This is a genomic window from Paraburkholderia sp. RAU2J (genome assembly GCF_003634845.1).
Lineage (GTDB): Bacteria > Pseudomonadota > Gammaproteobacteria > Burkholderiales > Burkholderiaceae > Paraburkholderia > Paraburkholderia fynbosensis.
The window spans coordinates 3,774,850-3,797,319 of record NZ_RBXG01000001.1 but is presented as its reverse complement, the minus strand read 5'-3'; the positions used below and the strand labels follow the sequence as shown (position 1 = coordinate 3,797,319).

Genomic DNA, 22,470 nt, shown 5'->3' with positions numbered 1-22,470 from the left:
GCGTACGGTGCGATTCAGCACGCGCAGGTTCAGACGTGCGCTGTCCTTTTGGCGCTTGAATTGCCGTCGGCTAGCATCACGCGTTGCGCTCGACCTGAATCGCAGAATCGCAGAATCGCAATGCATGCGCGACATGCAACGGTCATCGCCCTGCGGCGTTTCAGTTGATCATGCCGTGTACTTCGAGCGAAGCTTCCAGATGCTGCGTGAGCGCGTGATGCAGTTTGGCGAGACTTTCCGTTGGCAGCGCGAAGCCCGCCCAGCCTAGACCGGAATGTCTCAAGAACATGACCGCACCGTCGTTCAGCGCAGGTTTTTCCGTGTGCCAGCAAGGATCGACCTCGATCACATACCGATGCGAGCGCAACGGCGCCGCAGGCACTTCCGGGCGCATCGTGGCGCGCAACACGGCGAGGTGCTCGATCAGCGCGTCCACATCGGCCGCTTCGAGCAGCGCCGCGCTGCCGTCGATGTCGATACGGACCGCGTTGCGTCCATACTCGTTGACTCTCTCGATGCTCATCAGGCGCGACATGGTTCAGCTCCTTACCACAATCACATTGCGCAAATTGTCGGGCGGGGCCGGCGGGCCTGTCCTTAAAGATCACGATCCGCGGATGAAACTTTTGTTTAAAAAAACATGTGCCCGATTGCTGCAACGCGTTAAATCATCTGACGTATAAATGGTCCGCGCATTGAAGGGACGTATCAGACCATGCGCAAGGAACCCAATGTTTCAATATAGAAACATTTCTGGACACCTGCAAAAACATGCTTGTGAATATTAATTACGTTGAATTAAGGATATCGGTGATCAGGCTGGAGTTCCAGTCGATAAATTCCCGATTTGCGAATAAATCAGGTATTGAGTGGCCATTATCCGGGCGATTTCGATTTTCACGTTTGAAACACTTTGAACTCGCGCGATGACGGATAGGTTCGCAAATCGCTTCTTCGCAGAATCGGAAAGTGCGGTGGAGAGCAGTCGCAAAGTGAGGCCGGATATGGTCCGGCGGCCTGCGGGTGCCGGTGGGCGAGATGCGCACGCTGTCCGGCCGCGGCTCGCCGGGTTGTCATATGAAACGGCGGATAATCGTTTTCTTCATACATTCTATTTTCTGATGTAGATTTGATTTTCAAATTTACTCGGGCGATTCATTCCGCTAACATCACGCTTAATCCGTTAAGCGGCGTTCCCGGCTATTCCAGTCCTAATAAATCATTCGCTCGTGCCGGCCGTCTGACGGGGCATCGGGGTTCACACCGTATGACCGTTTGGGGAAAGATCATGCCGCAAATGCATCTTGATACCGCGAGAATTACGTGGCTTCACACGCCGACTTTGAACGTCCGTACCGCAGCGCGGCGAATCGGCATATTGCTGTTCGACGGCTTCTGGCTGCTAGGGCCCGGTACGGTGGTCGAGATGTTCCAGAGCGCCAACGAACTATCCGGTTCGCGAGCCGGCGAAGAGCCGCCTTATGAAGTGCAGTTTCTGTCGATGGAGGGCGGCAGCGTCGCCAGCTCCTCGTCGGCACGCATCTGGACCGATCGCATCGACACGCGCTTCGGCAGCGGATTCGACGTGCTGTTCATCGCGGGCGGCTACGGCGCGCTGGCGGCCGCACGCGACGAGCGGCTGCTCATCTGGCTGCGCGCGGTGCAGGCGCGTACGCGGGCGATCGAAACGATCGGCGAGGGCCGGCTCGTGCTTGAGGCCGCCGGTCCCACCGACCATGACGGCCTGCAGATGAACCGCTATCCCGGCGGTGCGTCGAGCGAAGCCGCGCTCAGCGCCTCGAACGACCGTCACGACTGCGCGCGCGCCGCGCTGATGTTCATCAAGCGCGACCTGGGCGCCGAACTCGCGCGCAGCGTCGCCGACCGCGTGATGCCGGGGATGGCGGCGACGTGGGTGCCGCTGCCCGCCGAAGGGGGCACGCTGAGCGTCGCTGAAAAAATCCGCGCCGCGGCGCGCTGGATGGAGGCGAACTGCGATCGTCCGGTGTCCGTGGCCGATGCGGCGCAGGTCGCGGCGATGAGCGAGCGCAATTTCCTGCGCCGCTTCAAGCACGAAATGCAGGTCACACCATCGGACTATCTGCTGCAGGTGCGGCTGCGCATTGCGTGCAACTTCCTCACCGAAACCGAATTGCCGGTCGACAAGATTGCGCGGCGCAGCGGCACCGGCAATGGCGATCGTCTCGCGAAGATCTTCCGCAAGCGCATGGCGCTTTCGCCCACGGAATATCGCGCGCGAAGCAGGGTGGCGAACGAGGCGTAGCATGTCAGGAAGGCGCCCGTGCCGACGGGTGCGCCTCATCACTGTTGAACACGGCCACAGCGGCGGCCGTATTCTCGCCGGCCAGCCTTCTTACGAGCATAGTGGCAATGGGCAACAAGGTAACGGCGACGGCATTGCCGGATGTGAAGCTCATCGAGCCCGAGGTGTTTTGGGACGACCTCGGCTTCTGCTTCGAGAGCTTTAGCGCGGACGAGTTTGCCAATGACGTCGCGCAAGGTTTCAATTTCGTGCAGGACCGGCATTTGCGCGCGGTGCGCGGCGTGCTGCGCGGGCTGCACTATCAGGTCCAACGTCCGCAGGGCCGCTTGATACGCGTCGTGCAGGGCGAGGTGTTCGACGTCGTCGTGGACGTGCGGCTCAATTCGCCGCACTTCGGCAAATGGAGCGGTGTATACGTGAGCGCGGCCAATCAACGGCAAATCTGGGTGCCACCGGGCTTCGCGCATGGCTTCGTGGTGCTGTCCGACGTCGCCGAGTGCGTTTGGAAGACCACCGAGTACTGGTTTCCGGAACTCGAGCGCTGCCTCCTGTGGTGCGATCCCGACATCGGCATCGAGTGGCCGATCGACTTCGAGCCGATCCTCGGCGCGAAGGATGCGGCGGGCCGGCGACTTTATGAAGCGGAAAACATCGCCTGACTCCCCTGTGAGTTTTTACGACATTTTTTCTTGAGACGCGCCGAGGCGAACTCCACACTTCGAGCATCGTGAATGTTCGAGGTGCTCGACGTGAAGCGACGTGTAACCCGGCAAGCCGTTCGTATCGACTACGTGTGTCATGGCATCGGCCACGTCGAATTGCGCCGCCTTGATGCGGCGCGCGATTCGTTCGTCGCGTTGACGGCCATGCTGCATCGGGCCTTCGCGCCGTTCGGCGCAACGGGGCTGAACTGCACGTGTGTGGATCAGAGCGTCGAGATCACGCGCTTGCGCGCGACGCGCGGCGATTGCCACGTGGCGGTCTGCGAAGGAGGCATGGTCGGCACGATGACGCTCTACGCTCAGACGATGCGACCAGTTGGCAAGCGTGCGCGTCGCGACCAGCGGCTTGCTCAGCATCGCCGCGCGCGAGGACGGCGCATGTCGAACGAATGAAGCCCGACGCGGGCGGCAACTATTGCAATACCGTGTGGCAAGTATTGCATCGACGCCTGGCTGCTCGCATCGGGGCAGGGTCTGTTTCCGGCTGTCTGCCGAAGCGGCTGTCAGCGTCGCATCACGCCCATCAGCAAGGTGACGAGGAAGATCACCACGAAGATGAAGAACAGGACTTTGGCGATTTCCGTTGCGCCGGCGGCGATGCCGCCAAAGCCGAACACAGCGGCGATGATGGCGATGATGAAGAAAATTGCAGCGTATCGAAGCATGGGGCCTCCCATCGATGGATTGCTGGATTGAAGTAACGAACGGCGACCCGTCGCGGGCATGACAAGCTTCGACGGGTTATTTGCCGGTGAGCGGAATGGAGCAATGGGTGTGCCCACGGACGCGCCCGCGCGCGTGGGGCGCAGCGAATCATCGAAGCGGAGCGGTTTCGCGCGATGAAAGGGCGGTGAGGCGAGGAGTGCGTGGCCGCCTGGTCGAGATTGATCGCGGCGCAGCGGGCCATTCACATTACAATCTTCTGCCCAAAGCCGCCCGCCCGCGAAGGCGCATTCATCGTCATGTTGAAGATTCTGGTCAGCGCGTGTCTGGCCGGCCACCCGGTCCGCTATGACGGCGCCGCCAAAACCGCACACCATGCCTGGTTCGCGCGCTGGCGCGACGAAGGCCGTCTGGTGATCGTGTGCCCGGAAGTGGCCGCGGGATTGCCGACTCCGCGGCCGCCCGCGGAAATCCAGTTGCACCGCAGCGGCGCCGACGTGCTGAAGCACGCAGCGTCGATCCTCGACGACACCGGCGCAAACGTTACCGCGCTATTCATTGCCGGCGCCGAGCATGCGTTGCGCTGCGCGCAAGCGGAAAACTGCCGCTACGCGTTGCTGGCCGACGGCAGTCCCTCGTGCGGCAGCACCTTCATCTACGACGGCGAATTCAGCGGTGCCACGCACGCCGCCGCAGGCGTCACCGCGACGCTGTTGCGACAGCATGGCATTCGCGTTTTCGCGCAATCGCAGATTGCCGAACTGGCCGCGCTGATTGCGCACGACCCGAACGACCGATCCGCCGCAGCCGAATCACACCAAGCAAAGCGGCGCGGTTGATTCACCCGCTAACGTTTGCGAGCAGGCGAATCGCTCACGCAAAGCACGAAATGGAACGGCTAGCGTGAAAACCGCGCCGCGCTATCCACGCATCCAGTGATAAACAATCGGCCCGCACAATACACCCCACGTCACCGCGCAAATCAGCAGCGCGATCGTCACGGCCGCACTGCCGCAATCTTTCGCGCGCTTCGATAACTCGTGGCGTTCGAGCGAAATCCGGTCGATCGCAGCCTCGATGCTCGAATTGAGCAACTCCACGAGCAGCACCAGCAACACCGACACGATCAGCAGCACGCGCTCGATCGCGCTCACCGGCATCAGCAACGCCGCCGGCACCAGAATCGCCGCGAGCGCGGCCTCCTGACGGAACGCGCTCTCCTCACGCAAGGCCGCGACGATGCCATCGCACGAGTGCCGCAGCGCGAATAGCGCACGCAGAGGACCGCTACGTTTTACGGGCGCACGGGGCGCGGGTGATTCGGTCGGATTACTCATGATCGGCACTGCGTTGGAAAGGCGGCAGCATGCCTTAAATGTCACAAATTGTCACAGCTTTGTGCTATCTTTGCGCCGCCCTTCGGCGCGGGGATGCCGCAGCCGACAGACGACGGAATACAAAACCGAGCTTCCTGCATGCCATGCCGGACCGCTCCCATGTGTGACCACGCCCGTCGCCTCGCTTGTTCATTCAAGGTTTCGCCAGATTTTCCGTAATACAAGGGCAAAGGACCGCATCGCGGTCGAGTCGCAATCCGTTTCCATTCCCGCGCGCTCGTGCGGCAGACCGAAATCGCACAGCGCCCAATGTAGTCAAGGGCGGACGGCCGAGGTCCAACAAGCTGATCTGTCATGAAACCTGTCGTATCGTTTTGCCTTTCGCTGACCGCTGCGTTCGGCGCTCTCTATGCCGCGGTATCGGCCGCTGCGCCGTCCGTGCCAGCTGGATCGATTGCATCGGCTGCACGCCCGGCGTCATCGGTCGCGCTCGGGTCGATGTCGGCGTCGGCGTCGAACGCCGCGATAGCGGGCCTCGCCGCTGCCAACGCGGCGAACGGAACGCATGCGGCTAACGCCGCGACTGCATCCGCCAACGCCAGTGCCGCTGACACGGCCAACGCCACCGCGAGCGCAGCCAAGTCCACCACCATCCACCTGTCATTCGCCGCACTAGGCGCCTATCAGCCGCTGAACCTGCGCGGACTCGACGACGCACGCACCGTCAATGTCGGCGTGCGGCTCGATCGGGTGGTCACCGCGGCACGGCTGCGCCTGCGATATACGTATTCGCCGGCGCTGGTCTTTCCGCTCTCGCATCTGAAGGTGTCGATCAACAACGAAGTGGTCGCGACCGTGCCGTTCGATCGGGAGCACGCCGGACAGATCGTGACGCAGGAAATCGCGCTCGATCCGCGCTTTCTTACCGACTACAACCAGCTCGACCTGCGCCTGATCGCGCATTACACGCTCGACCATTGCGAGGACCCGGACAACTCGGCGCTGTGGGCCGACGTCAGTCCGACTAGCGAGCTGATTCTCGACAGCTCGCCGATCCGCTTGCCCAACGATCTCGCGCTCTTGCCCGCGCCGTTTTTCGACCGGCGCGACGTGAGCCGGCTGACGCTGCCGTTCGTGCTGCCGGCCTCCGCCGACAACGCGACGCTGCGCAGCGCCGGCGTGCTCGCCTCGTGGTTCGGCGCGCAGGCCGATTACCGGCAGGCGCGCTTTCCGTCCTTGTCCGCGTTGCCGTCCGATGCGCACGCGGTGGTGGTCGCGCGCAGCGCGCAGTTGCCCGCCGGTCTGAAGCTGCCGACGGTCAACGGGCCGATGCTGCTCGTCGCCGACAATCCCGTCGCGCCGGGCAAGAAGCTGCTGATCGTGACGGGCCGCACCGCGCTGGAAGTCGACCAGGCCAGCGCCGCGCTCGTACTCGGCAAGACGGCAATGGCGGGGCCCGCCGTGCGCATCGGCCAGATCGACATCGGCGCGCCGCGCAAACCGTACGATGCGCCGCGCTGGGTGCCGGTGGATCGCCCGGTCGCGTTCAAGGAACTGATCGACACGCCGAACCAGTTGCAGGTGCAGGGCAGCGCGCCGGACGCAATCCGGCTGAATCTGCGCGTGCCCGCCGATCTGTTCTCGTGGAACGGCGCGGGCGTACCGCTGAACCTGAAATACCGCTATACCGCGCCGACGGTGCAGAACAACTCGGCGCTCGCGGTGCAAATCAACGACCAGCTCGTCAAATCGTACCGGCTCGCGCCGGCCAGCGCCGACGACGCGCAAGGCCGTCTGCAACTGCCGGTGCTGTCGAACGGCGGCAACCGGTCGAGCAGCGCGCTCGACATTCCCGCCTTCCGCGTCGGCAGCTCCAACCAGTTGCAGTTGCGCTTCAATCTGGATTCGCAGAAGACCGGGCTGTGCCAGTCGGTGGCCTCGAATCCGGTGCAGGCCGCGGTCGACCCCGATTCGACGATCGACTTCTCCGGCTTTGTCCACTATGCGCAGATGCCGAACCTCGCGTACTTCGCGAATAGCGGCTTTCCGTTCACCCGCTACGCCGATCTCTCGCAGACAGTCGTGGTGATTCCCGAGCACCCGGCGCCGCAGGAAATCGAAAGCATGCTGACGATGCTCGGCCACATGGGGCAGTGGACCGGCTATCCGGCGCTACGCGTGCAGATCGCGCGGCCTCGCGAGCTGGCGCTCCTGACCGGCAAGGATCTGCTCGTGATCGGCGGCAGCGGCTCGGCGCCGCTGCTGGCGCGTTGGCGCGACGCGCTGCCGCTGAGCATCGGCGCGGCATCGAACGAGGGCGCTTCCGACGGTCCGATTATGCGCGCGTCGTTTTCGGTGAAGGAGCAGTGGCGCAACGGCGCGCATCTGCCCGACGGCAGCGCGCGTATCGATCGAGACGGCGCGCTTGCCGCGCTGATGGGTTTCGAACTGCCGGGCAGCAAGGGACGCAGCGTGGTCGCGCTGATGGCCACCGATCAGCAGCAGTTATCGCAGTTGCTCGACATGCTCGAGAAGCCCGGCCGCGTCGCGCAGGTGCAGGGCGACGTCGCGTTGCTGCGTGGCGGCGAAGTGGACAGCATGCGCGTCGGCGACGCGTATCTGGTCGGCTATGTGCCGTGGTATGCGCAGTTGTGGAGCCGTGCGATCCAGCACCCTGTCCTGCTCGGCGTGCTCGGCGCGCTGGCCGGGCTGCTGCTGGCGATCGGCGCGTTCACCGCGTTGCAGGAACTGGCCGCGCGCCGCCGGGGAGTCTGATCGATGACGCGGGTGATGGGCAAGGCGCCGCCGGGGTGGGGGCGGGCTGACGCACGGGGCGATGCGGGTTGGGGTTTGGGCCTGAAGGTGGCGGGGGCTGTCGTGCGGGCGGTTGGCGTGGCGATGGCCTTGGCGGGTGCGTCGATGGCGATGGGGATGGGGATAGGCGTGCAAGAGGCGGTTGCGCAAGAGGTGACGCAACGGGGCGGCGGGGCGAATGCGGTTATTGCATCGAGTGCTAACGCCGCTCACGCCGTTCTTGCGACTAGCGCAACCGACGCAACCAGCACAGCCAACCCGTCGAACGCGACTACCACGCCGCCCGCAAACTGCGCACTCTCCCCTTGGCCGCGCTGGCAACAATTCAAGCGCGATTTCATGTCCGCCGACGGTCGCGTGATCGACGTCGGCTCAACCGATTCGCGTACCGTCTCCGAAGGCCAGTCGTACGCGCTTTTCTTTGCGCTGGTCGCGAACGATCGCGCGGCCTTCGACGCGATCCTGCAATGGACCGAACAGCATCTCGCGCAAGGCGACCTGACCGCGCATCTGCCGGCCTGGCTGTGGGGCCGCGCGGACGATGGGCAGTGGAAGGTGCTCGACGCGAACGCATCGTCGGATGCGGACCTGTGGATCGCGTATGCGTTGCTCGAAGCCGGTCACGCGTGGCACGAACGCAGTTATACGGCGCGCGGCGCGGTGCTCGCGAAGCGCGTGCTCGACGAGGAGACCGCCAGCATGGCGGGGCTCGGCCTGACGCTGCTGCCCGGGCCGGTCGGCTTTCATCCGGCGGCTGACGTGTGGCGCGTCAATCCGAGCTATTCGCCGCCACAAGTGCTTCGCGGCATCGCCACGCGGCTGCCGGACGACGCGCGCTGGGAGCGTCTTCTCGCGAGCAGCCGCCGTGTGTTGACCGATACCGCGCCGCGCGGCTTCGCACCGGACTGGGCGCTGTATCGCACGAAGCAGGGTTTCGCGCCGGACCCGCAGACCCAGGCCGAGAGCGCGTATAACGCGATCCGCGTGTACCTGTGGGCCGGCACGCTCGACCCGCGCGATCCGCTTGCTTCGACGCTGCTTGCGCACTTCGCGCCGTTCGCGGACTTCATCGCCGCGCATGGCGCGCCGCCGGAAAGAGTCGATACGACGACCGGCGCCGTCGGCGCGAACATGGGCAATGCCGGCTTCTCGGCGGCCGCCGCGCCATTTCTCGACGCGCGCGGCGAGCACACGCTCGCCGATGCGCAGATCGCGCGCGTGGCGCAACTCGACCGCGAGACGCCCACCGGTTATTACAGCAGCGTACTGAGCCTGTTCGCGCTGGGCTGGCGCGACGGCCGTTACCGGTTCGCCGCCGACGGCACCCTCGAGCCACCATGGAGTTCGCCATGTCGCGCCTCGGCTCAGTGAAGCGCGCGGCGCGGCTGGCCGCGCTCGCGTGGATGGGCGTCGCGGGCAGCGTGTGGGCGCAAGCCGCGCAAGCGGCGCAAGCGGCGATGGCGCGCGCCGTGACAGCGCATGCGGCTTCCGACGCGGCTTCCGCCGCCGTGATCAATGCGAGGCCCGGCGCGTCGGCCCAGCAGTACGCCGCCACCCAACGCCTCTTCGCCACGGCCCGCATGTGGTCGACCAAACATCGCGACGACCTCGCGTCGCAGGCGATCCAGAAAGCGCTGCTGATCGCCCCCGACGATCCGTCGTTGCTCGCCGAGCAGGTGCGCATCCAGTTGCGTCTCGGCCACGCGCAAGCCGCGCAGGCCACGCTCGCGCGGCTGCGGTCCGTCGCGCCGGGTACAGCCGCGACGCAGCAGATCGAAGACGAGTTCCGCGTCGCCACCAACGGCCGCCAGGAACTCGCGACCGTGCGTCTGCTCGCGCGCAGCGGCCAGTCCGCCGAAGCGACGCGCCGCCTGCTCGCGCTGTTTCCGCACGGCGCGCCGTCGGGCTCGCTCGGCGCCGAGTACTACCAGATCATCGCCGGCACGCCCGAGGGCCGCACGCAGGCCATCGGCGCGTTGCGTCAGCGGCTTGCCGCCGACCCGTCCGACGTCGATTCGGCGCTGGTGCTCGCGAACCTGCTGAACGCGCGTGGTGAGACGCGTGCCGAGGCCAACCGCATCGCGTGGAATCTGGCGACGCGGCCCGACTCGGATCGCTCGGCCTCGCTCGACGCGTGGCGTCACGTGCTGCAATCGGCGGGCGCGGACCCGGCGTATGTCGACGCGCTGCGCGCCTATCTGCAGCTCGTGCCGGACGACACCGAATTCAGGGAGCGGGTCGCCGCGATCGAAGCGCGACTCGACGCGCAGCGGCAACTCGAACGCAACCCCGACTACATCGCGCAGCAACGCGGTTTGCAGGCGCTCGCGCGCAACGATCTGACGAGCGCGCAAGCGCTGCTCGCGCGCGCCGCGCAGGCGCGTCCGGACGACGCCGAGGCGGTCGGCGGCCTGGGTCTCGCACGCATGCGGGCCGGGCGGCGTGACGAAGCGCACGCGCTGTTTCTGCGTGCGGCCGCACTCGCGCCAGACAATCGCGCGAAATGGGAGAGCCTCGCGCGCGCCGCGCAGTTCTGGGGCACGCTCGCGCATAGCCGCGACGCGGCGGCGGCAGGCCAGCCGCGCGACGCGGAGCGGTTCGCGCGCGCCGCGCTCGCGATGGAGCCCGGCAACCCGGACGCGACGCTGATGCTGGCCGATGCGCTGCTCGCGCAGCACGACTGGAGCGCGGCCGAACCCCTGCTGCGCGAACTGCTCACCGCGCGCGAGCCGAGCATCGCGGCGCTGCGCAGCACGCAGACGCTATTCGAGAACACCGGCCGCGCGGCCCAGGTCGAGCCTTTGCTCGACGCCTTGCAAAGCCGCTTCAGCGCCGCCGACGATCGCCAGAGCCTCGCGCAACTGCGCGCCGATCTGCTCGCGAGCCAGGCCGACAGGCTGCTGGCCGCGGGTCAGCGGGGGCCTGCGGCGCAGCGCTACGAAGCGTCCTTGCGGGCCGCGCCCGACGCGCCATGGACGCGCTTTGCGCTTGCGCGTCTGTATCGCGATCTGGGCTTGCCGCAACTCGGCCGCGTCGTGATGGACGACGGCCTCGCGATCTCCGCCTCGCCCGAAATGCGCTACGCGAGCGCGCTGTACCGCAACTCGCTCGACGACATCGGCGGCGCGCAAGCCGTGCTCGCGCCGATCGCCGAGCGGGACCGCACCGACGGCATGCGCGCGCTCGCGCGCAACCTCCAGGCGCAGCAGTGGCTCGTCAAGGCGCGCGCCGCGTTTGCGCTCGACGATCGCGCGGGCGCAAGCCAGGCGCTCGACGAAGCGCGCACGCTGGCCGCCGACGACCCGAATCTGCTCGCGGCGGTCGGCGCGATGTGGATCGAGCAGGGCGAAGCGCAGCGCGGTCTCGCGCTGCTGCGAAACTGGATGGACACCCACCCGCAGCAGACCGATGCCGACGTGCGCCTGCGCTATGGCGATCTGCTCGGCAGCGCCAGCGCGAAGATCGGCAACGCCGGACTCGACGCGTGGCTGACCCGCTTGCGCGCCGATCCGCAAGTCAAGCTCAGCGCCGCGCAAAGCGCGCGTCTCGAAGACCAGGCGCTGCGTCTCGTGCTGCGCGAAACCGACGAGGCGCTCGATCGTCAGGATGGCCAACGTGCGCGGCAGTTGCTCGCCCACGTGAGCCCGGCGGGCCGGCGCGACAAACGCTACGCACTCGAAGTCGCGGATCTCGAACGCCTGCAAGGGCACTATGCGGCCGCGCGCGCCGCACTAGGTCCGGTACTGGCCGCCACGCCCAACGATCCGGATGCGCAACTGGCGCTCGCCCGCGTGCTGGAGCAGAGCGGCGAGCGGCGCAGCGCGCTCGACCTGGTGCGCAGCGTGCTCGACGACGCCGCGCCCGACGATGTCGACACACGGCTCTCGGCGGCGCGCCGGCTCGCCGCGCTGCGTCAGCCGCAGGAAGCGCAGCGGGTCACCTCGGCGTTGCGCGTCGCGTATCCGGCTCGCCCGGACGTGACGGTGCAAAGCGGGCGCGTCGCGCAGGATCTCGGGCAATACGAGGAGGCCGCTTCGCTGTACCGTCTGTCGTTCGCGCAGGAGCGCGCGGCGGGCGTGAGCGCCGGTCCCGACGGCACCCCCGCGCAAGCGGCGCTCGCCGATCTCGAGCAGCGCCGTAATCCGGAGATCGAGACCGGCTGGCTGCCCGCGTATAAATCGGGCGATGCCGGCATCTCGCAGCTGCGCGCGTGGCAGGCGCCGGTGTACCTGCAGATTCCGTATCGCTACGACGGCCACTTTTTCGCTCACATCGACACCGTGCATCTGGATGCCGGCACGCTCGACCCGAGCGAAGGCAACGCGTTCACGCGCGATACGTTCGGCACCATCGGCGCGGCCGACAATCTCGCGGCCTCGCTCGGCATTCCGGCGCAGACCCGCGCCGCGCTGCTCGCGAGCTCGCCGTATCTGCATCAATCGGTGACCGGCGTGGCGCTCGGCGCGGGCTATACGTCCGACGCGTGGCGCTTCGACATCGGCACGACGCCGCTCGGGTTCCCGGTGCATTACCTCGTCGGCGGCGCGCGCTATGAATTCGACGCCGGACCGGCGAGCTTCTCCGTCAGCGGCTCGCGGCGTCCCGAAACAGGCAGCCAGCTTTCGTACGCCGGCATGCACGATCCGGTGACTGGCACCGTGTGGGGCGGCGTGCGCCGCGACGGCATCGATCTGCATTCGGCGGTCGATGTCGGCATGACGAGTCTCTTCGCCGATCTCGGCGTGGGCATGCTGACTGGCCGCAACGTCGCGAGCAATCAGGCGGTGACGTTGCGCACGGGCTTCACGGTGCCGGTCTATCGGCGCGTCGACACGCTCGTGAGCACCGGTCTGATCGGCAACGTGTGGCACTACACGAACAACCTGCGCTTCTATTCGTTCGGCCAGGGCGGCTACTACAGTCCGCAGCGCTATCTGTCGCTCGGCGTGCCGATCGAATGGGCCGGGCGGCATGACGCGCTGAACTGGGATCTGACCGCGACGCTCGGTGTGTCCAACTCGTATGAGAAGAATTCGCCGTACTACCCGAACGGTTTGCCTGCCGGGCTCGGTGCGGCGCCCGGGCTCGGCACGCTGGTGAACACCGCGAGCTCGACGCGCGGCGTCGCGTTTTCGTATGGGCTCGCAGGCATCGTGCAATACCGCTTCAACCCGCATCTGCTGGCGGGCGCGCAACTGAGCATCGATCGTTCGCACGACTACGCACCGAGTTCCGCGCTGGTCTATCTGCGCTATACGTTCGACGCGCGCAAGCAGGACAACAGTCTGTCGCCGCGCCCCGTGCGTCTTTACTCCAGCTATTGACCGGCGATGCAATCAGATCAGGGAATCCACGCGTGAGCACCGTTTCGAATCCACTCAAGCCTGCGGCGCCCGGCGCCTTCTTGCGCCGCTGGCTGCAAGCCTTCGGCCGCGCGGGCTCGCGGGCGGCCGCGCGCAAGCTCGGACGGCTCGCGCTCGACGCGTTGCCCGACGAATGGGCCTCGCTCGAAGCCGGCAAGCTCTACGCGCTCTATGCCGCGCCGCGCACCTCCGGCGCCGATGCGCTGATCTGGCAGAGCGCGCGCGCGGCGCAAACGCGCGATGTCACGGTCGTGCTCGCACGGGAGCGCGCCGAGGTGGCGCAGCGTCTGCGCGAACTCGGCTTCAGCGCGAACGCACCGGCCTCGGGCTGGCCGCGCAATCTGAGCGTGCTGGCGATGCCGCGGACCGTCGGCGAGGCGGCCGATGCAGCCGATGCGATCGATGCCACGCAAGCCACCGTGCCGCGCGCCGCACCCGTCGAACTCGCGAGGGTGTTCGGCGGTCTGCGCGCGCTCAAGCGCTTCGGATTGCGCTCGCGTTCGCTGTATTTCATTGAAGGCGCCGAGCGCTGGTTCAGCTGGGACGACGCCCGCGCGCTCGCACGCGAGGGCCGGATGCTGGCGAACTGGTGCGCGGCGCGCAACGTCACGCTGGTGCTGCTGCTCGGTGCGCCGTCCGGCGAGGCAGAACTCGACGACAGCGCTTGGCTCGTTACGCGCACGTCCGCGGACAACCCGGCCGCGCAGCACGACCGCAACGAATTTCACGCCGCGTGCGCCGGCGTCGCGCGCATGGAGCACACGCACGGCGAGTTGTTGTGGCACGTCGACTTCTGGCGCTCCGACCGCACGCTCGTGACCGGCGAGCTTCGTGCGCTGCGGTTCGCCGAGAGCGGCCGCCTGGGCGTCGCGGCCGATGCGCCAGGCGGCCTGATCGCACGCGGCGACGGGTTGCTGGCGCGCGACGAACAGCGGGTCGTGGTGAGCCGCGCGGTCGTGCGCGGCCAGGAGGCGTGGGTGCCGCCGCACTGGGAAGTGCTGGCCGATCAGGCGGCGGTGCTGGCCGCCTGCGCCGATGCCCAGGCGGCAACCGTGGTGCTCGACTACGCGGGCAGCGCGCAGCTCGACGCGCTGTGCGCGGCGGTCCATGCGCTGCGCCGGCAGGCGGGACGCGCGCTGAAAATCGTGATTGTCGAACGCGGGGAGGTGCTGCGTCATCAATACGAGCTGCTGGTGCTGACGCTCGGCGCCAACCTCGTGCTGGGCCGCGATCTGCCGTTTTCGCGCATGCAGTCGCTGCTGCAATCGTTGCAAGGGCAGCTTCATGCGCGGCCGGTCGCCGCCGACTATCGCGCCGCGCTCAGCGCTGCGTTGAGCGACGCCGTGCTCGGCTATTTGCCTGCCGGCGCGTTCTGCGAGCGCGTGCACACCGTGCTCGAACGCAGTGCCGTGCTGCAGTTGCCGCATGTGCTCGTCAAGTTGTCGGTGCTGCCGCAGTGCGCGCATGTCGACGCGTTGAGGCACTGCGTGCCGCGTCGCGAGGGCGACGTGTTTACCGCCGACGCGTCGCATCTGTACGTGTTCCTGTTCGCGTGCCGGCTGGCCGATGCGGATGCCGCGCTGGCGCGCATCTTCGATGTGCCGGTCGAGCGGATTGCGGATGCGCTCGTGCATCTGGCGGAGCAGAGCATCGGCGATGAACTGGCTGCGCTGGAAGCGGCGAACCGGCGCGCGCGGATTGCCGACTACAGCGATCTGTTTGCGGCGCCGGTGCGTGCCAGTGGTGCCGAGGGACTGAGGCAGAGCTTGCGGGTCGAACGCAGGCCGTTGGGAGCGGCTGAGCTGGCGGCAGCGGAGCAACTCGCGACGGTGGAAGAGGCGCTGAAGCGGGCACGCAGTGAGGCGCAGGAGGGTGCCGCTGCGTTTGCTGACAACGGCGCCGCGGATTCCGCGAACACTGCGAACACCACGAACGCCGAGGTCGCGCAGACGACCGCAGCGACGAAACGCAACGCAGCGCACCCAGGGGCGTCGCCACAGAAAAGCCAGGCCTCGCCCCGCGCAACGCCGCCGCGCCGCCACGCCGAACCTTACGCGATGCCGTTGCGAAACAAGGAGCACGAGTGATGGAATTTCTACTGACCTGTTTCGCCGCGGGTGTGGTCATCGCGGTACCGGTATGGATCGTCTGGCAGCGCGGCGGCGCGCGTCGCGGGCTCACGGCGATGCGCGGCTTCGATCCGCGCGACGCGGTGCGCTGCGACATCGAACCGGTCGCGCTGCGTGCCCGGCTGCTGCCCGAGGCGCAGCGCGTCGACGAGGCCGCACGATGAAAACGATCGCCGTCGTTTCCACCGCCGGCGGCACGGGCCGCACGACGCTGAGCGCCGCGCTCGCGGTATTGCTCGCGCGGCGCGGCCGTCAGGTGGTCGCGCTCGACTTCGATCCGCAGAACATGCTCGGCGCGCATCTCGGAATCGACGGCCTCGCGCCCACCGGGCTCGCGCAAGCGCTGCTCGATGAGACTTGCGCCTGGCATGCGCATACGTGGCGCAATGCCGAGGGCGTGCTGTTCGTGCCGTACGGCGAGGTCTCGCTCGCGCATGGCGCGCGCTGCGATGCACGGCTTGCCGCCGAGCCGCGGTGGCTCGCGGGCGCGCTCGCGCAACTCGATCTGCCGCGCGATGGCGTCGTGCTGATCGACACCGCCCGCTATCCCTCGCAGCAGGCCGCCCAAGCCCTGCGTTGCGCCGACCTGGTGCTCTGCGTGACGCCGCCCGAGCCGGCCGCCTGCGCGACGCTCCTCGCGCGGCTCGATGACTTGCGGCGCGGCGGCGCGAATCTGAGGATCATCGTGAACCGCCTGAATCCGGCGCGCGACATGCAGCGCGACGTGCTCGCGATGCTCGCGGCGGCGCTCGGCGATGGCCTGCCGCTCGCGCAGCGCGTGCATCTCGATGTAGCGATGCCGGAGTCGTTCGCGCGCGGTACGTGGCTGTTCGACGATGCGCCGCGTTCGCAGGCATCGCACGATCTGCATGGGCTAGCCAACTGGCTCGACGCGTGGGTCGGCGGGATATCGGCGATCGGCGCGCGCCGCGAAGGTGACGCGGCATGAACAGGCCGATCAACGGGGGCGCGGGTGAGCGTGGCGAGGCGCCCGGCAAGGCGCCCCAAACCGCCCCCGCCGCCACTGACGCCACTGGCGCCACCCCCCGCACTCCACGCCAGCGCACCCTCGACTGGCTTGCCCGCAACCTGGGCGTCCCCGTCGATCGCACGCCACTCGACTGGTTCGTACGCCTGTTCTTCCAACCGCCTTCAGCGGGCAAGCCCGACTACCCGCGCCGCTGGATCAGAGCCGCCGTGCTGCATCTCGCGCTGCAATGGGGCGTGCTCGAACCGCACCGCCTGCGCGCCTGGCTGTGGCGCGCCTTCGTCCGCGCGCCGCGCCTGTCCGGGCGAAGCGCCGCCGCGCAGGTGCGCGCCGTGCTCGCGTGGATCGACCGCTGGCTGGTGCCGGTGCTATTGCGCTGGCGCCGCCTGCACCGCCGTGTCGAAGGGATGCTGCCGCGCCTGCCGTGGCAGCGCTGGGGCGCGCAACTCGAAAGCGGCACCCAGCGCGTCGGCCACATTCGCTGGTTGCTGCCGCTCATCGTGCTGGCGGGCGCAGTCCTGTGGACGGTGATCGGTACCTCGCCGTTGTCGTCGGATGGTCAGTTCGAATTCTTCGCAGTGCTGGTGGTCGTCGCGTTGATCTTGCGCCGCTTCCCTGGCCGCATGCCGGTGCTGATCCTCACGACGCTCGCGTTGCTCGCGATGGCGCGCTATGTCTGGTGGCGCGTCACGCAGACGCTGTCGTTCCAGACGCCGGGCGAGGCGATTCTCGGCTATCTGCTGTTCGGCGCCGAAGCGTATACATGGGTCATTCTGCTGCTCGGCTTCGTGCAGACCGCGTGGCCGCTGAACCGCGCGGTCGCCGAACTGCCCGCCGACACCGCGAACTGGCCGAGCGTCGACATTTATATTCCGACCTATAACGAGCCGCTGTCGGTGGTGCGGCCGACCGTGTTCGCCGCCCAGGGCATCGACTGGCCGGCGCACAGGCTGCGCGTCTATCTGCTCGACGACGGCCATCGCGAAGAATTCAGACAGTTCGCGCACGACAGCGGCATCGGCTACCTGACTCGCGACGACAACCGGCACGCGAAAGCCGGCAACATCAACCGCGCCCTGGAAAAGACCCACGGCGAGTACATCGCGATCTTCGATTGCGATCACGTGCCGACGCGCTCGTTTCTGCAAACCACGATGGGCACGTTTCTGCGCGACGCCCGCTGCGCGATGGTGCAGACGCCGCATCACTTCTTCTCGCCCGATCCGTTCGAGCGCAACCTCGGCACGTTCCGCCGCGTGCCGAACGAAGGCAACCTGTTTTACGGGCTCGTGCAATCCGGCAACGATCTGTGGAACGCGTCGTTCTTCTGCGGTTCGTGCGCGGTGATCAAGCGCACGGCGCTCGAAGAAGTGGGCGGCGTCGCGGTGGAGACGGTCACGGAAGATGCGCATACCGCGCTCAAACTGCATCGGCGCGGCTATACGACCGCTTATCTGCCGACCGTACAGGCCGCCGGTCTCGCCACCGAAAGCCTCGCGAGCCATATCAAGCAACGCACGCGCTGGGCGCGCGGCATGGCGCAGATTTTCCGCATCGATAATCCGTTTCTCGGCCGCGGCCTGAGCTTTTTCCAGCGGCTCTGTTACGGCAACGCGATGCTGCATTTTTTCTACGGCATCCCGCGGCTGATTTTCCTGACCATGCCGATGGCGTATCTGTTTTTCCAGATGTATTTCATCAACGCGTCGGCGACCACCATCGCCGGGTTCGTGCTGCCGTACATCGTGCTCGCCAACATCGCGAACTCGCGGATGCAGGGCAAATTCCGCCACTCGTTCTGGGCCGAAGTGTACGAATCGGTGCTCGCCTGGTATATCGCGCTGCCGACCACCATCGCCTTCTTCAGTCCGAAGCACGGCCAGTTCAACGTGACCGACAAGGGCGGAAGCATCGACGAAGGTTACTTCGACTGGGCCGTGTCGAAGCCGTATCTGGTGTTGCTCGGACTGAACGCGTGCGCGTTGCTGGCGGGCGCGTACCGGTTGATGTTCGGCCAGAGCGGCGAGACTGCGACGATCCTCATGAATGTGTTCTGGACGCTCTACAACCTCGTGATGCTCGGCGCGGCGGCAAGCGTGGCGCGTGAGGCGAAGCAGGTGCGCGTGACCCACCGTATCGCGATGCGCGCGGCGGCCACGCTGCTGCTCGCGGACGGCACGACGCTCGCGTGCACCACCAGCGACTATTCGACCGGCGGACTCGGTCTCGAAGTCGATCCGGAGTTGAAGCTCGCGCCCGGCGACAGCCTCGGCGTATGCCTGAGCCGAGGCGACCGGCAGTTTCATTTTCCCGTTTATGTGAGCCGTTTCGTCGGCAAGCATCTGGGCGTGCGCTTCGACGGCCTGACGCTCGAGCAGGAACGGCAGATGGTGCAATGCACGTTCGGCCGCGCCGACGCATGGCTCGACTGGGGCGAGCAAACCGTCGAGGACACCCCGCTGCGCGGCCTGAAGGACGTGCTGACGATGGGCATCGAAGGTTATTCGAGGCTGCTGACCGGCGTGCTGCGCGTAGGCCAGTCGCTGCTCGCGCTGGACCGTACACGCTATTAATGCCGCGGCGTGCGCGCCGGGCCCATGTGAGAACTCTGTTCATGACTTTGTGGAACCTGTACTTCATCGTCAAGCTGTACCTGTTCGCGGGCGGCCATCTTCAACCGCTGTGGCTCGTCAACCTCGGCTTCGCGTTGCTGCTCGCCGCGAGCGCGACGCTCAGGCATCGCGGTCTTCGCGTGTTGCGCAACCTGCTCGGACTCGCGATCGGCATACCGCTGATGTACCACGAAGCGAACGTGCCGCCGTTCGCGCGTCTCACGGAAGAATTCGGCAACCTCACCACCTTCAGCTTCGGCTACTGGCTGGAGCTCGCGCAGCGTTTTCTGCCGCCGATGCTGCTGCTCGGCGCGCTCGGTGGTCTGATCGCGTACCTGATCGTGAACCGCTGGCTGCGCGTCGCGACCTTCGTGCTGATCGCGCTGGTCGCGATTCCGGTGTGGCAGGAGGGCAGCACGGTACTCGCGCAATTGCGCAGCGCACCCGTGGTGGCGGCATCGGGCAATGCGCTCGCCGCGCAGCCGCTCGACCACAACGCGGCGCTCGCCGCATTCCGCACGCAGGAGTCGCAGCGGCAGGTCACGTTCGGCCATCTCGGCGCCGATCCGAACACGCAGTTCGACGTGATCGTGCTGCACATCTGCTCGCTGTCGTGGGACGACCTCGATGCGGTGAAGGCGCGCAATCATCCGATGCTGAGCCATTTCGACTATCTGTTCACGAACTTCAGCACGGCGGCGAGCTATAGCGGACCGGCCGCGATTCGCGTGCTGCGCGCGAGTTGCGGGCAGGAGGCGCACGCGGACCTTTACAAGGACGCGCCGCAACAGTGCCATCTGCTCGCCGATCTCGCCCAGGCGGGTTACACCCCGCAGACGATGCTGAACCACGACGGCCACTTCGACAACTTCCTGCAACTGGTGCACGACAACGCCGGCGTGCCGAACGTGCCGATGATTTCGAATACCAGCGTGCCGGTCGCGATGCACGCGTTCGACGGTTCGGCGATTCGCGACGATTACGCGACGCTCGCCAACTGGTACGCGCAGCGCGCTAGCACGCCGGGACCGGTCGCGCTGTACTACAACACGATCAGTTTGCACGACGGTAATCGTTTGCCGAACAGCAGTCTGTCGAGCCTCGATTCGTACCCGCAGCGGGTGAACAGGCTGATGAGCGACTTCGACCGGTTCGCGGATCTGATCGCGGCATCGGGCCGGCGCGCGGTGATCGTGTTCGTACCCGAACACGGCGCGGCCTTGCGCGGCGACGCGAACCAGGTGGCCGGCCTGCGCGAAATTCCGACGCCGCGCGTCATCCATGGTCCGGCGGGTGTGCGGCTGGTCGGCTTCCAGGGCAACCATGGGCCGACTACGGTGATCGACAATCCGTCGAGCTTTCTCGCGCTCGCGCAACTGCTGTCGAACCTCGTGTCGAATAGCCCGTTCAAGCCGGGCGTGACCTTGTCGCAGTACGCGATGAATCTGCCGCAAACGCAGATGGTCGGCGAAAACGAAGGGACCGTGACGATGAAGACGGCATCGGGCTATGTCGTGAAGACGCCGGACGGCGTATGGGTGGATGGCAAATGACGGCGGCGACGACGAAGGATGGCGGCATGGCTGCTTCGAAGGCGGCAGTGAAGACAGCAGTGAAGACAGCAGGGAAGGCCGTCGGGAGTGTCGCGGCAGATGCCGGCGGCTGGCCGGTGGATGACATCACCGGACTCGCGCGCCGTCTGCCCGAAGTCGATCCGGCGCGTTACTTCGACGGGCAGGCGAAGGAGGCGTTTCAGCAGTCTTTGATCAGGTGGCCGCTGCTCGCGCGGCTCATGAAGCTCGTGCCGGCCGGGCAAGCCGATACGCTCGCCGGGCACGACCCGGCGCAGAAAGCGGAAGTGGAGTAACGGCGGTTCCTGGAAGTTGTCGAATGCAGCGCACGGCGGCGCTTTGAACCGCGCCTTTCCTGCCGCGGGTCGTGATTAGCGCAACTGGGTCACTGCAAGCAGCAACACCATGCCGCCGATCGCGCCATCCAGCACGCGCCATGCGGTCGCCCGGCGAAACAGCGGCGCCAGCGCCCGCGCTCCGTAGCCGAGACCGATGAACCAGATCCCGCTCACCGCCATCGCGCCGAGCGCGAACGCGAGCCGTGCGTCTTGCGGCTCGCGCGCGCCGGCTGTGCCGATCAGCAGGAACGTGTCGAGATACACGTGCGGGTTGAGCCAGGTGAGCGCGAGCGTCATCAGGATGATCGGCATGGCGCGTTGCGTGGGCGGCGCGCCGTTCGCCTGGGCGTCGAGCACCGCATGCCCGGGGCGCACCGCGCGGCGCAGCGCGTTGATGCCGAACCACGCGAGATAGGCGAGCCCGATGTAGAGCATCGTGTGGACGAACACCGGGTAGCGTTCCACCAGCACCGAGGCGCCGCCGACGCCCGCGCCAATCAGAATGAAATCCGACAGCGCGCACAGCACGACGATCTTGCCGACATGCGAGCGCATGATGCCCTGACGCAGCACGAACGCGTTTTGCGCGCCGATCGTCACGATCAGCGATGCGCACAGGGCGGCGCCGTGAGAAAAGGATAGCCAGTTCATAAAACGAATCCAGTAGACGGAAGAAGCGAACGGGGCTAGTCTGCGGATTTGCTGCTCATAAGAGAAGCTAATTTGCTTAATGCCGATTAAGGAACGCTAATGCTCGACTATGCATTGCTCGACGCGCTGGCCGCCGTGGTGCGCCACGGTTCGTTCGACCGCGCGGCCGGCGAACTGAATGTCACGCCGTCGGCGGTGTCGCAGCGGGTCAAGCTGCTGGAGGAGCGGGTCGGCAGCGTACTGGTCAAGCGCGGCCAGCCGTGCGTCGCGACCACCTCGGGCGCGCTGTTGTGCCGGCACACCGAGCGCGTGCAATTGCTCGAAGCAGAGTTGAATGGCCGCCTGCCGGCGCTGCCCGGCGCGCTGGTCGAACCGTGGCCGGCATTGCGCGTGGCGGTCAACGACGACAGCGTCGGCACCTGGTTCATCGACGCCGTGGCGCCGTTCTGCTCGGAGCGCGAGATGCTGCTCGATCTCGTGATCGACGATCAGGACCACACGGCCGAGCGGATTCGCGACGGCAGCGTGCAAGGCGCGGTCACGACCCAGGCCGAACCGGTGCAAGGCTGCCGCTCCACGCGGCTCGGGCGGATGCGTTATATGGCGGTCTGTTCGCCTGCGTTTTTCGCACGCTATTTCGCCGACGGCGTCACGCGTGACAGTTTGCGGGGCACGCCCTGCGTCGATTTCAATCCGAAGGACCAGTTGCAAAAGCGCTTCATGCGCCGCATCACGCGCGCGGAACTCGATCCGCCGCTGCACTGGATTCCCCACGTCGCCGGTTTTTTGCGGGCCTGCGTGACGGGTCTCGGCTGGGGCACGTGTCCGGAGCGGATGATCGCCGCGCATCTGGCGAGCGGCGAACTCGTGGAGATGGCGCCGGGCAAGCACATCGACGTCGATCTGTACTGGCAGAGCTGGCGCCTGTCGATCGGCTGGCTCGACGACTTCGGCGTGGTGTTGCGCAAGCGGGCCGCGGAGTTTCTCGATTGAATCAT

At 66.7% G+C, this 22,470-nt stretch carries 17 protein-coding genes and 1 pseudogene; 14 read left to right on the top strand and 4 right to left on the bottom strand.

The window, feature by feature from the left end; all coding sequences use genetic code 11:
* Positions 1-160 precede the first annotated feature (160 nt).
* Entirely contained in the window at positions 161-535 is a 375-nt protein-coding gene (locus tag B0G69_RS17215) for a hypothetical protein (RefSeq protein ID WP_121318922.1), read from the bottom strand.
* 753 nt (positions 536-1,288) lie between these two features.
* On the opposite strand from B0G69_RS17215, the gene B0G69_RS17210 reads away from it, so the two are divergent.
* From B0G69_RS17210 to B0G69_RS17200, 3 genes and pseudogenes are all read left to right on the top strand, one after another.
* The gene (locus B0G69_RS17210; protein ID WP_121318920.1) at positions 1,289-2,284 is read left to right on the top strand and encodes a helix-turn-helix domain-containing protein; all 996 of its coding nucleotides are present in this window, start codon (positions 1,289-1,291) and stop codon (positions 2,282-2,284) included.
* 107 nt (positions 2,285-2,391) lie between these two features.
* Positions 2,392-2,943 (top strand): dTDP-4-dehydrorhamnose 3,5-epimerase, encoded by a 552-nt coding sequence (rfbC, locus tag B0G69_RS17205; protein ID WP_121318918.1) that lies wholly within the window; start codon positions 2,392-2,394, stop codon positions 2,941-2,943.
* A 90-nt stretch (positions 2,944-3,033) separates the two neighbouring features.
* Positions 3,034-3,306 (top strand): annotated as a pseudogene (locus B0G69_RS17200) (GNAT family N-acetyltransferase); the annotation flags it as partial.
* Between the two features lie 203 nt (positions 3,307-3,509).
* Here the strand turns inward: B0G69_RS17200 and B0G69_RS17195 are convergent.
* Positions 3,510-3,671, bottom strand: coding sequence for a DUF1328 domain-containing protein (locus tag B0G69_RS17195; RefSeq protein ID WP_007182451.1), 162 nt, complete (start codon positions 3,669-3,671; stop codon positions 3,510-3,512).
* A 297-nt stretch (positions 3,672-3,968) separates the two neighbouring features.
* Here B0G69_RS17195 and B0G69_RS17190 point away from each other — a divergent pair, with 297 nt between their 5' ends.
* Positions 3,969-4,508, top strand: coding sequence for a DUF523 domain-containing protein (locus B0G69_RS17190; protein WP_121319507.1), 540 nt, complete (start codon positions 3,969-3,971; stop codon positions 4,506-4,508).
* Positions 4,509-4,589: 81 nt separating this feature from the next.
* Here the strand turns inward: B0G69_RS17190 and B0G69_RS17185 are convergent, their stop codons facing one another.
* Positions 4,590-5,006, bottom strand: coding sequence for a diacylglycerol kinase (locus B0G69_RS17185; protein ID WP_121318916.1), 417 nt, complete (start codon positions 5,004-5,006; stop codon positions 4,590-4,592).
* Positions 5,007-5,360: 354 nt separating this feature from the next.
* On the opposite strand from B0G69_RS17185, the gene bcsB reads away from it, so the two are divergent.
* The 9 genes from bcsB (at position 5,361) to B0G69_RS17140 (ending at position 20,779) form a co-directional block, all read left to right on the top strand.
* Positions 5,361-7,781 (top strand): cellulose biosynthesis cyclic di-GMP-binding regulatory protein BcsB, encoded by a 2,421-nt coding sequence (gene bcsB / locus B0G69_RS17180; RefSeq protein WP_121318914.1) that lies wholly within the window; start codon positions 5,361-5,363, stop codon positions 7,779-7,781.
* Positions 7,782-7,904: 123 nt separating this feature from the next.
* On the top strand, positions 7,905-9,191 hold the full coding sequence (gene bcsZ, locus B0G69_RS17175) for a cellulose synthase complex periplasmic endoglucanase BcsZ (protein ID WP_241991380.1): 1,287 nt from the start codon (positions 7,905-7,907) through the stop codon (positions 9,189-9,191).
* Positions 9,170-13,144: a cellulose synthase subunit BcsC-related outer membrane protein gene (locus B0G69_RS17170; RefSeq protein WP_121318912.1), complete on the top strand. Its 3,975-nt coding sequence runs from the start codon at positions 9,170-9,172 to the stop codon at positions 13,142-13,144. Before bcsZ ends, B0G69_RS17170 begins: the two co-directional genes overlap by 22 nt.
* 92 nt (positions 13,145-13,236) lie before the next feature.
* Entirely contained in the window at positions 13,237-15,270 is a 2,034-nt protein-coding gene (gene bcsE, locus B0G69_RS17165; RefSeq protein WP_241991379.1) for a cellulose biosynthesis protein BcsE, read from the top strand.
* Positions 15,267-15,476: a hypothetical protein gene (locus B0G69_RS17160; RefSeq protein ID WP_121318910.1), complete on the top strand. Its 210-nt coding sequence runs from the start codon at positions 15,267-15,269 to the stop codon at positions 15,474-15,476. Before bcsE ends, B0G69_RS17160 begins: the two co-directional genes overlap by 4 nt.
* On the top strand, positions 15,473-16,261 hold the full coding sequence (gene bcsQ / locus B0G69_RS17155) for a cellulose biosynthesis protein BcsQ (RefSeq protein ID WP_121318908.1): 789 nt from the start codon (positions 15,473-15,475) through the stop codon (positions 16,259-16,261). Before B0G69_RS17160 ends, bcsQ begins: the two co-directional genes overlap by 4 nt.
* Positions 16,258-18,873, top strand: coding sequence for a UDP-forming cellulose synthase catalytic subunit (gene bcsA, locus B0G69_RS17150; RefSeq protein WP_121318906.1), 2,616 nt, complete (start codon positions 16,258-16,260; stop codon positions 18,871-18,873). Before bcsQ ends, bcsA begins: the two co-directional genes overlap by 4 nt.
* Before the next feature lie 41 nt (positions 18,874-18,914).
* Positions 18,915-20,465 carry a cellulose biosynthesis protein BcsG gene (gene bcsG, locus B0G69_RS17145; protein WP_121318904.1) on the top strand — a complete coding sequence of 517 codons (1,551 nt, stop codon included), beginning with the start codon at positions 18,915-18,917 and terminating at the stop codon, positions 20,463-20,465.
* Between the two features lie 26 nt (positions 20,466-20,491).
* The gene (locus tag B0G69_RS17140; RefSeq protein WP_241991340.1) at positions 20,492-20,779 is read left to right on the top strand and encodes a hypothetical protein; all 288 of its coding nucleotides are present in this window, start codon (positions 20,492-20,494) and stop codon (positions 20,777-20,779) included.
* 75 nt (positions 20,780-20,854) lie between these two features.
* On the opposite strand, the gene B0G69_RS17135 is transcribed toward B0G69_RS17140, so the two are convergent.
* Complete coding sequence (locus B0G69_RS17135; RefSeq protein WP_121318902.1) at positions 20,855-21,472, bottom strand: LysE/ArgO family amino acid transporter; 618 nt, start codon at positions 21,470-21,472, stop codon at positions 20,855-20,857.
* A 99-nt stretch (positions 21,473-21,571) separates the two neighbouring features.
* Between B0G69_RS17135 and B0G69_RS17130 the strand changes: the two genes are divergently transcribed.
* Positions 21,572-22,465, top strand: coding sequence for a LysR family transcriptional regulator ArgP (locus tag B0G69_RS17130; protein WP_121318900.1), 894 nt, complete (start codon positions 21,572-21,574; stop codon positions 22,463-22,465).
* The last annotated feature ends 5 nt before the right edge of the window (positions 22,466-22,470 follow it).

What these genes read in the sequence shown, in the direction of transcription:
- B0G69_RS17215 (WP_121318922.1), bottom strand. Translation starts at nt 535, where the DNA reads ATGTCGCGCCTGATGAGCATCGAGAGAGTCAACGAGTATGGACGCAAC.
- B0G69_RS17210 (WP_121318920.1), top strand. Translation starts at nt 1,289, where the DNA reads ATGCCGCAAATGCATCTTGATACCGCGAGAATTACGTGGCTTCACACG.
- rfbC (WP_121318918.1), top strand. Translation starts at nt 2,392, where the DNA reads ATGGGCAACAAGGTAACGGCGACGGCATTGCCGGATGTGAAGCTCATC.
- B0G69_RS17195 (WP_007182451.1), bottom strand. Translation starts at nt 3,671, where the DNA reads ATGCTTCGATACGCTGCAATTTTCTTCATCATCGCCATCATCGCCGCT.
- B0G69_RS17190 (WP_121319507.1), top strand. Translation starts at nt 3,969, where the DNA reads ATGTTGAAGATTCTGGTCAGCGCGTGTCTGGCCGGCCACCCGGTCCGC.
- B0G69_RS17185 (WP_121318916.1), bottom strand. Translation starts at nt 5,006, where the DNA reads ATGAGTAATCCGACCGAATCACCCGCGCCCCGTGCGCCCGTAAAACGT.
- bcsB (WP_121318914.1), top strand. Translation starts at nt 5,361, where the DNA reads ATGAAACCTGTCGTATCGTTTTGCCTTTCGCTGACCGCTGCGTTCGGC.
- bcsZ (WP_241991380.1), top strand. Translation starts at nt 7,905, where the DNA reads ATGGCCTTGGCGGGTGCGTCGATGGCGATGGGGATGGGGATAGGCGTG.
- B0G69_RS17170 (WP_121318912.1), top strand. Translation starts at nt 9,170, where the DNA reads ATGTCGCGCCTCGGCTCAGTGAAGCGCGCGGCGCGGCTGGCCGCGCTC.
- bcsQ (WP_121318908.1), top strand. Translation starts at nt 15,473, where the DNA reads ATGAAAACGATCGCCGTCGTTTCCACCGCCGGCGGCACGGGCCGCACG.
- bcsA (WP_121318906.1), top strand. Translation starts at nt 16,258, where the DNA reads ATGAACAGGCCGATCAACGGGGGCGCGGGTGAGCGTGGCGAGGCGCCC.
- bcsG (WP_121318904.1), top strand. Translation starts at nt 18,915, where the DNA reads ATGACTTTGTGGAACCTGTACTTCATCGTCAAGCTGTACCTGTTCGCG.
- B0G69_RS17140 (WP_241991340.1), top strand. Translation starts at nt 20,492, where the DNA reads ATGGCTGCTTCGAAGGCGGCAGTGAAGACAGCAGTGAAGACAGCAGGG.
- B0G69_RS17135 (WP_121318902.1), bottom strand. Translation starts at nt 21,472, where the DNA reads ATGAACTGGCTATCCTTTTCTCACGGCGCCGCCCTGTGCGCATCGCTG.
- B0G69_RS17130 (WP_121318900.1), top strand. Translation starts at nt 21,572, where the DNA reads ATGCTCGACTATGCATTGCTCGACGCGCTGGCCGCCGTGGTGCGCCAC.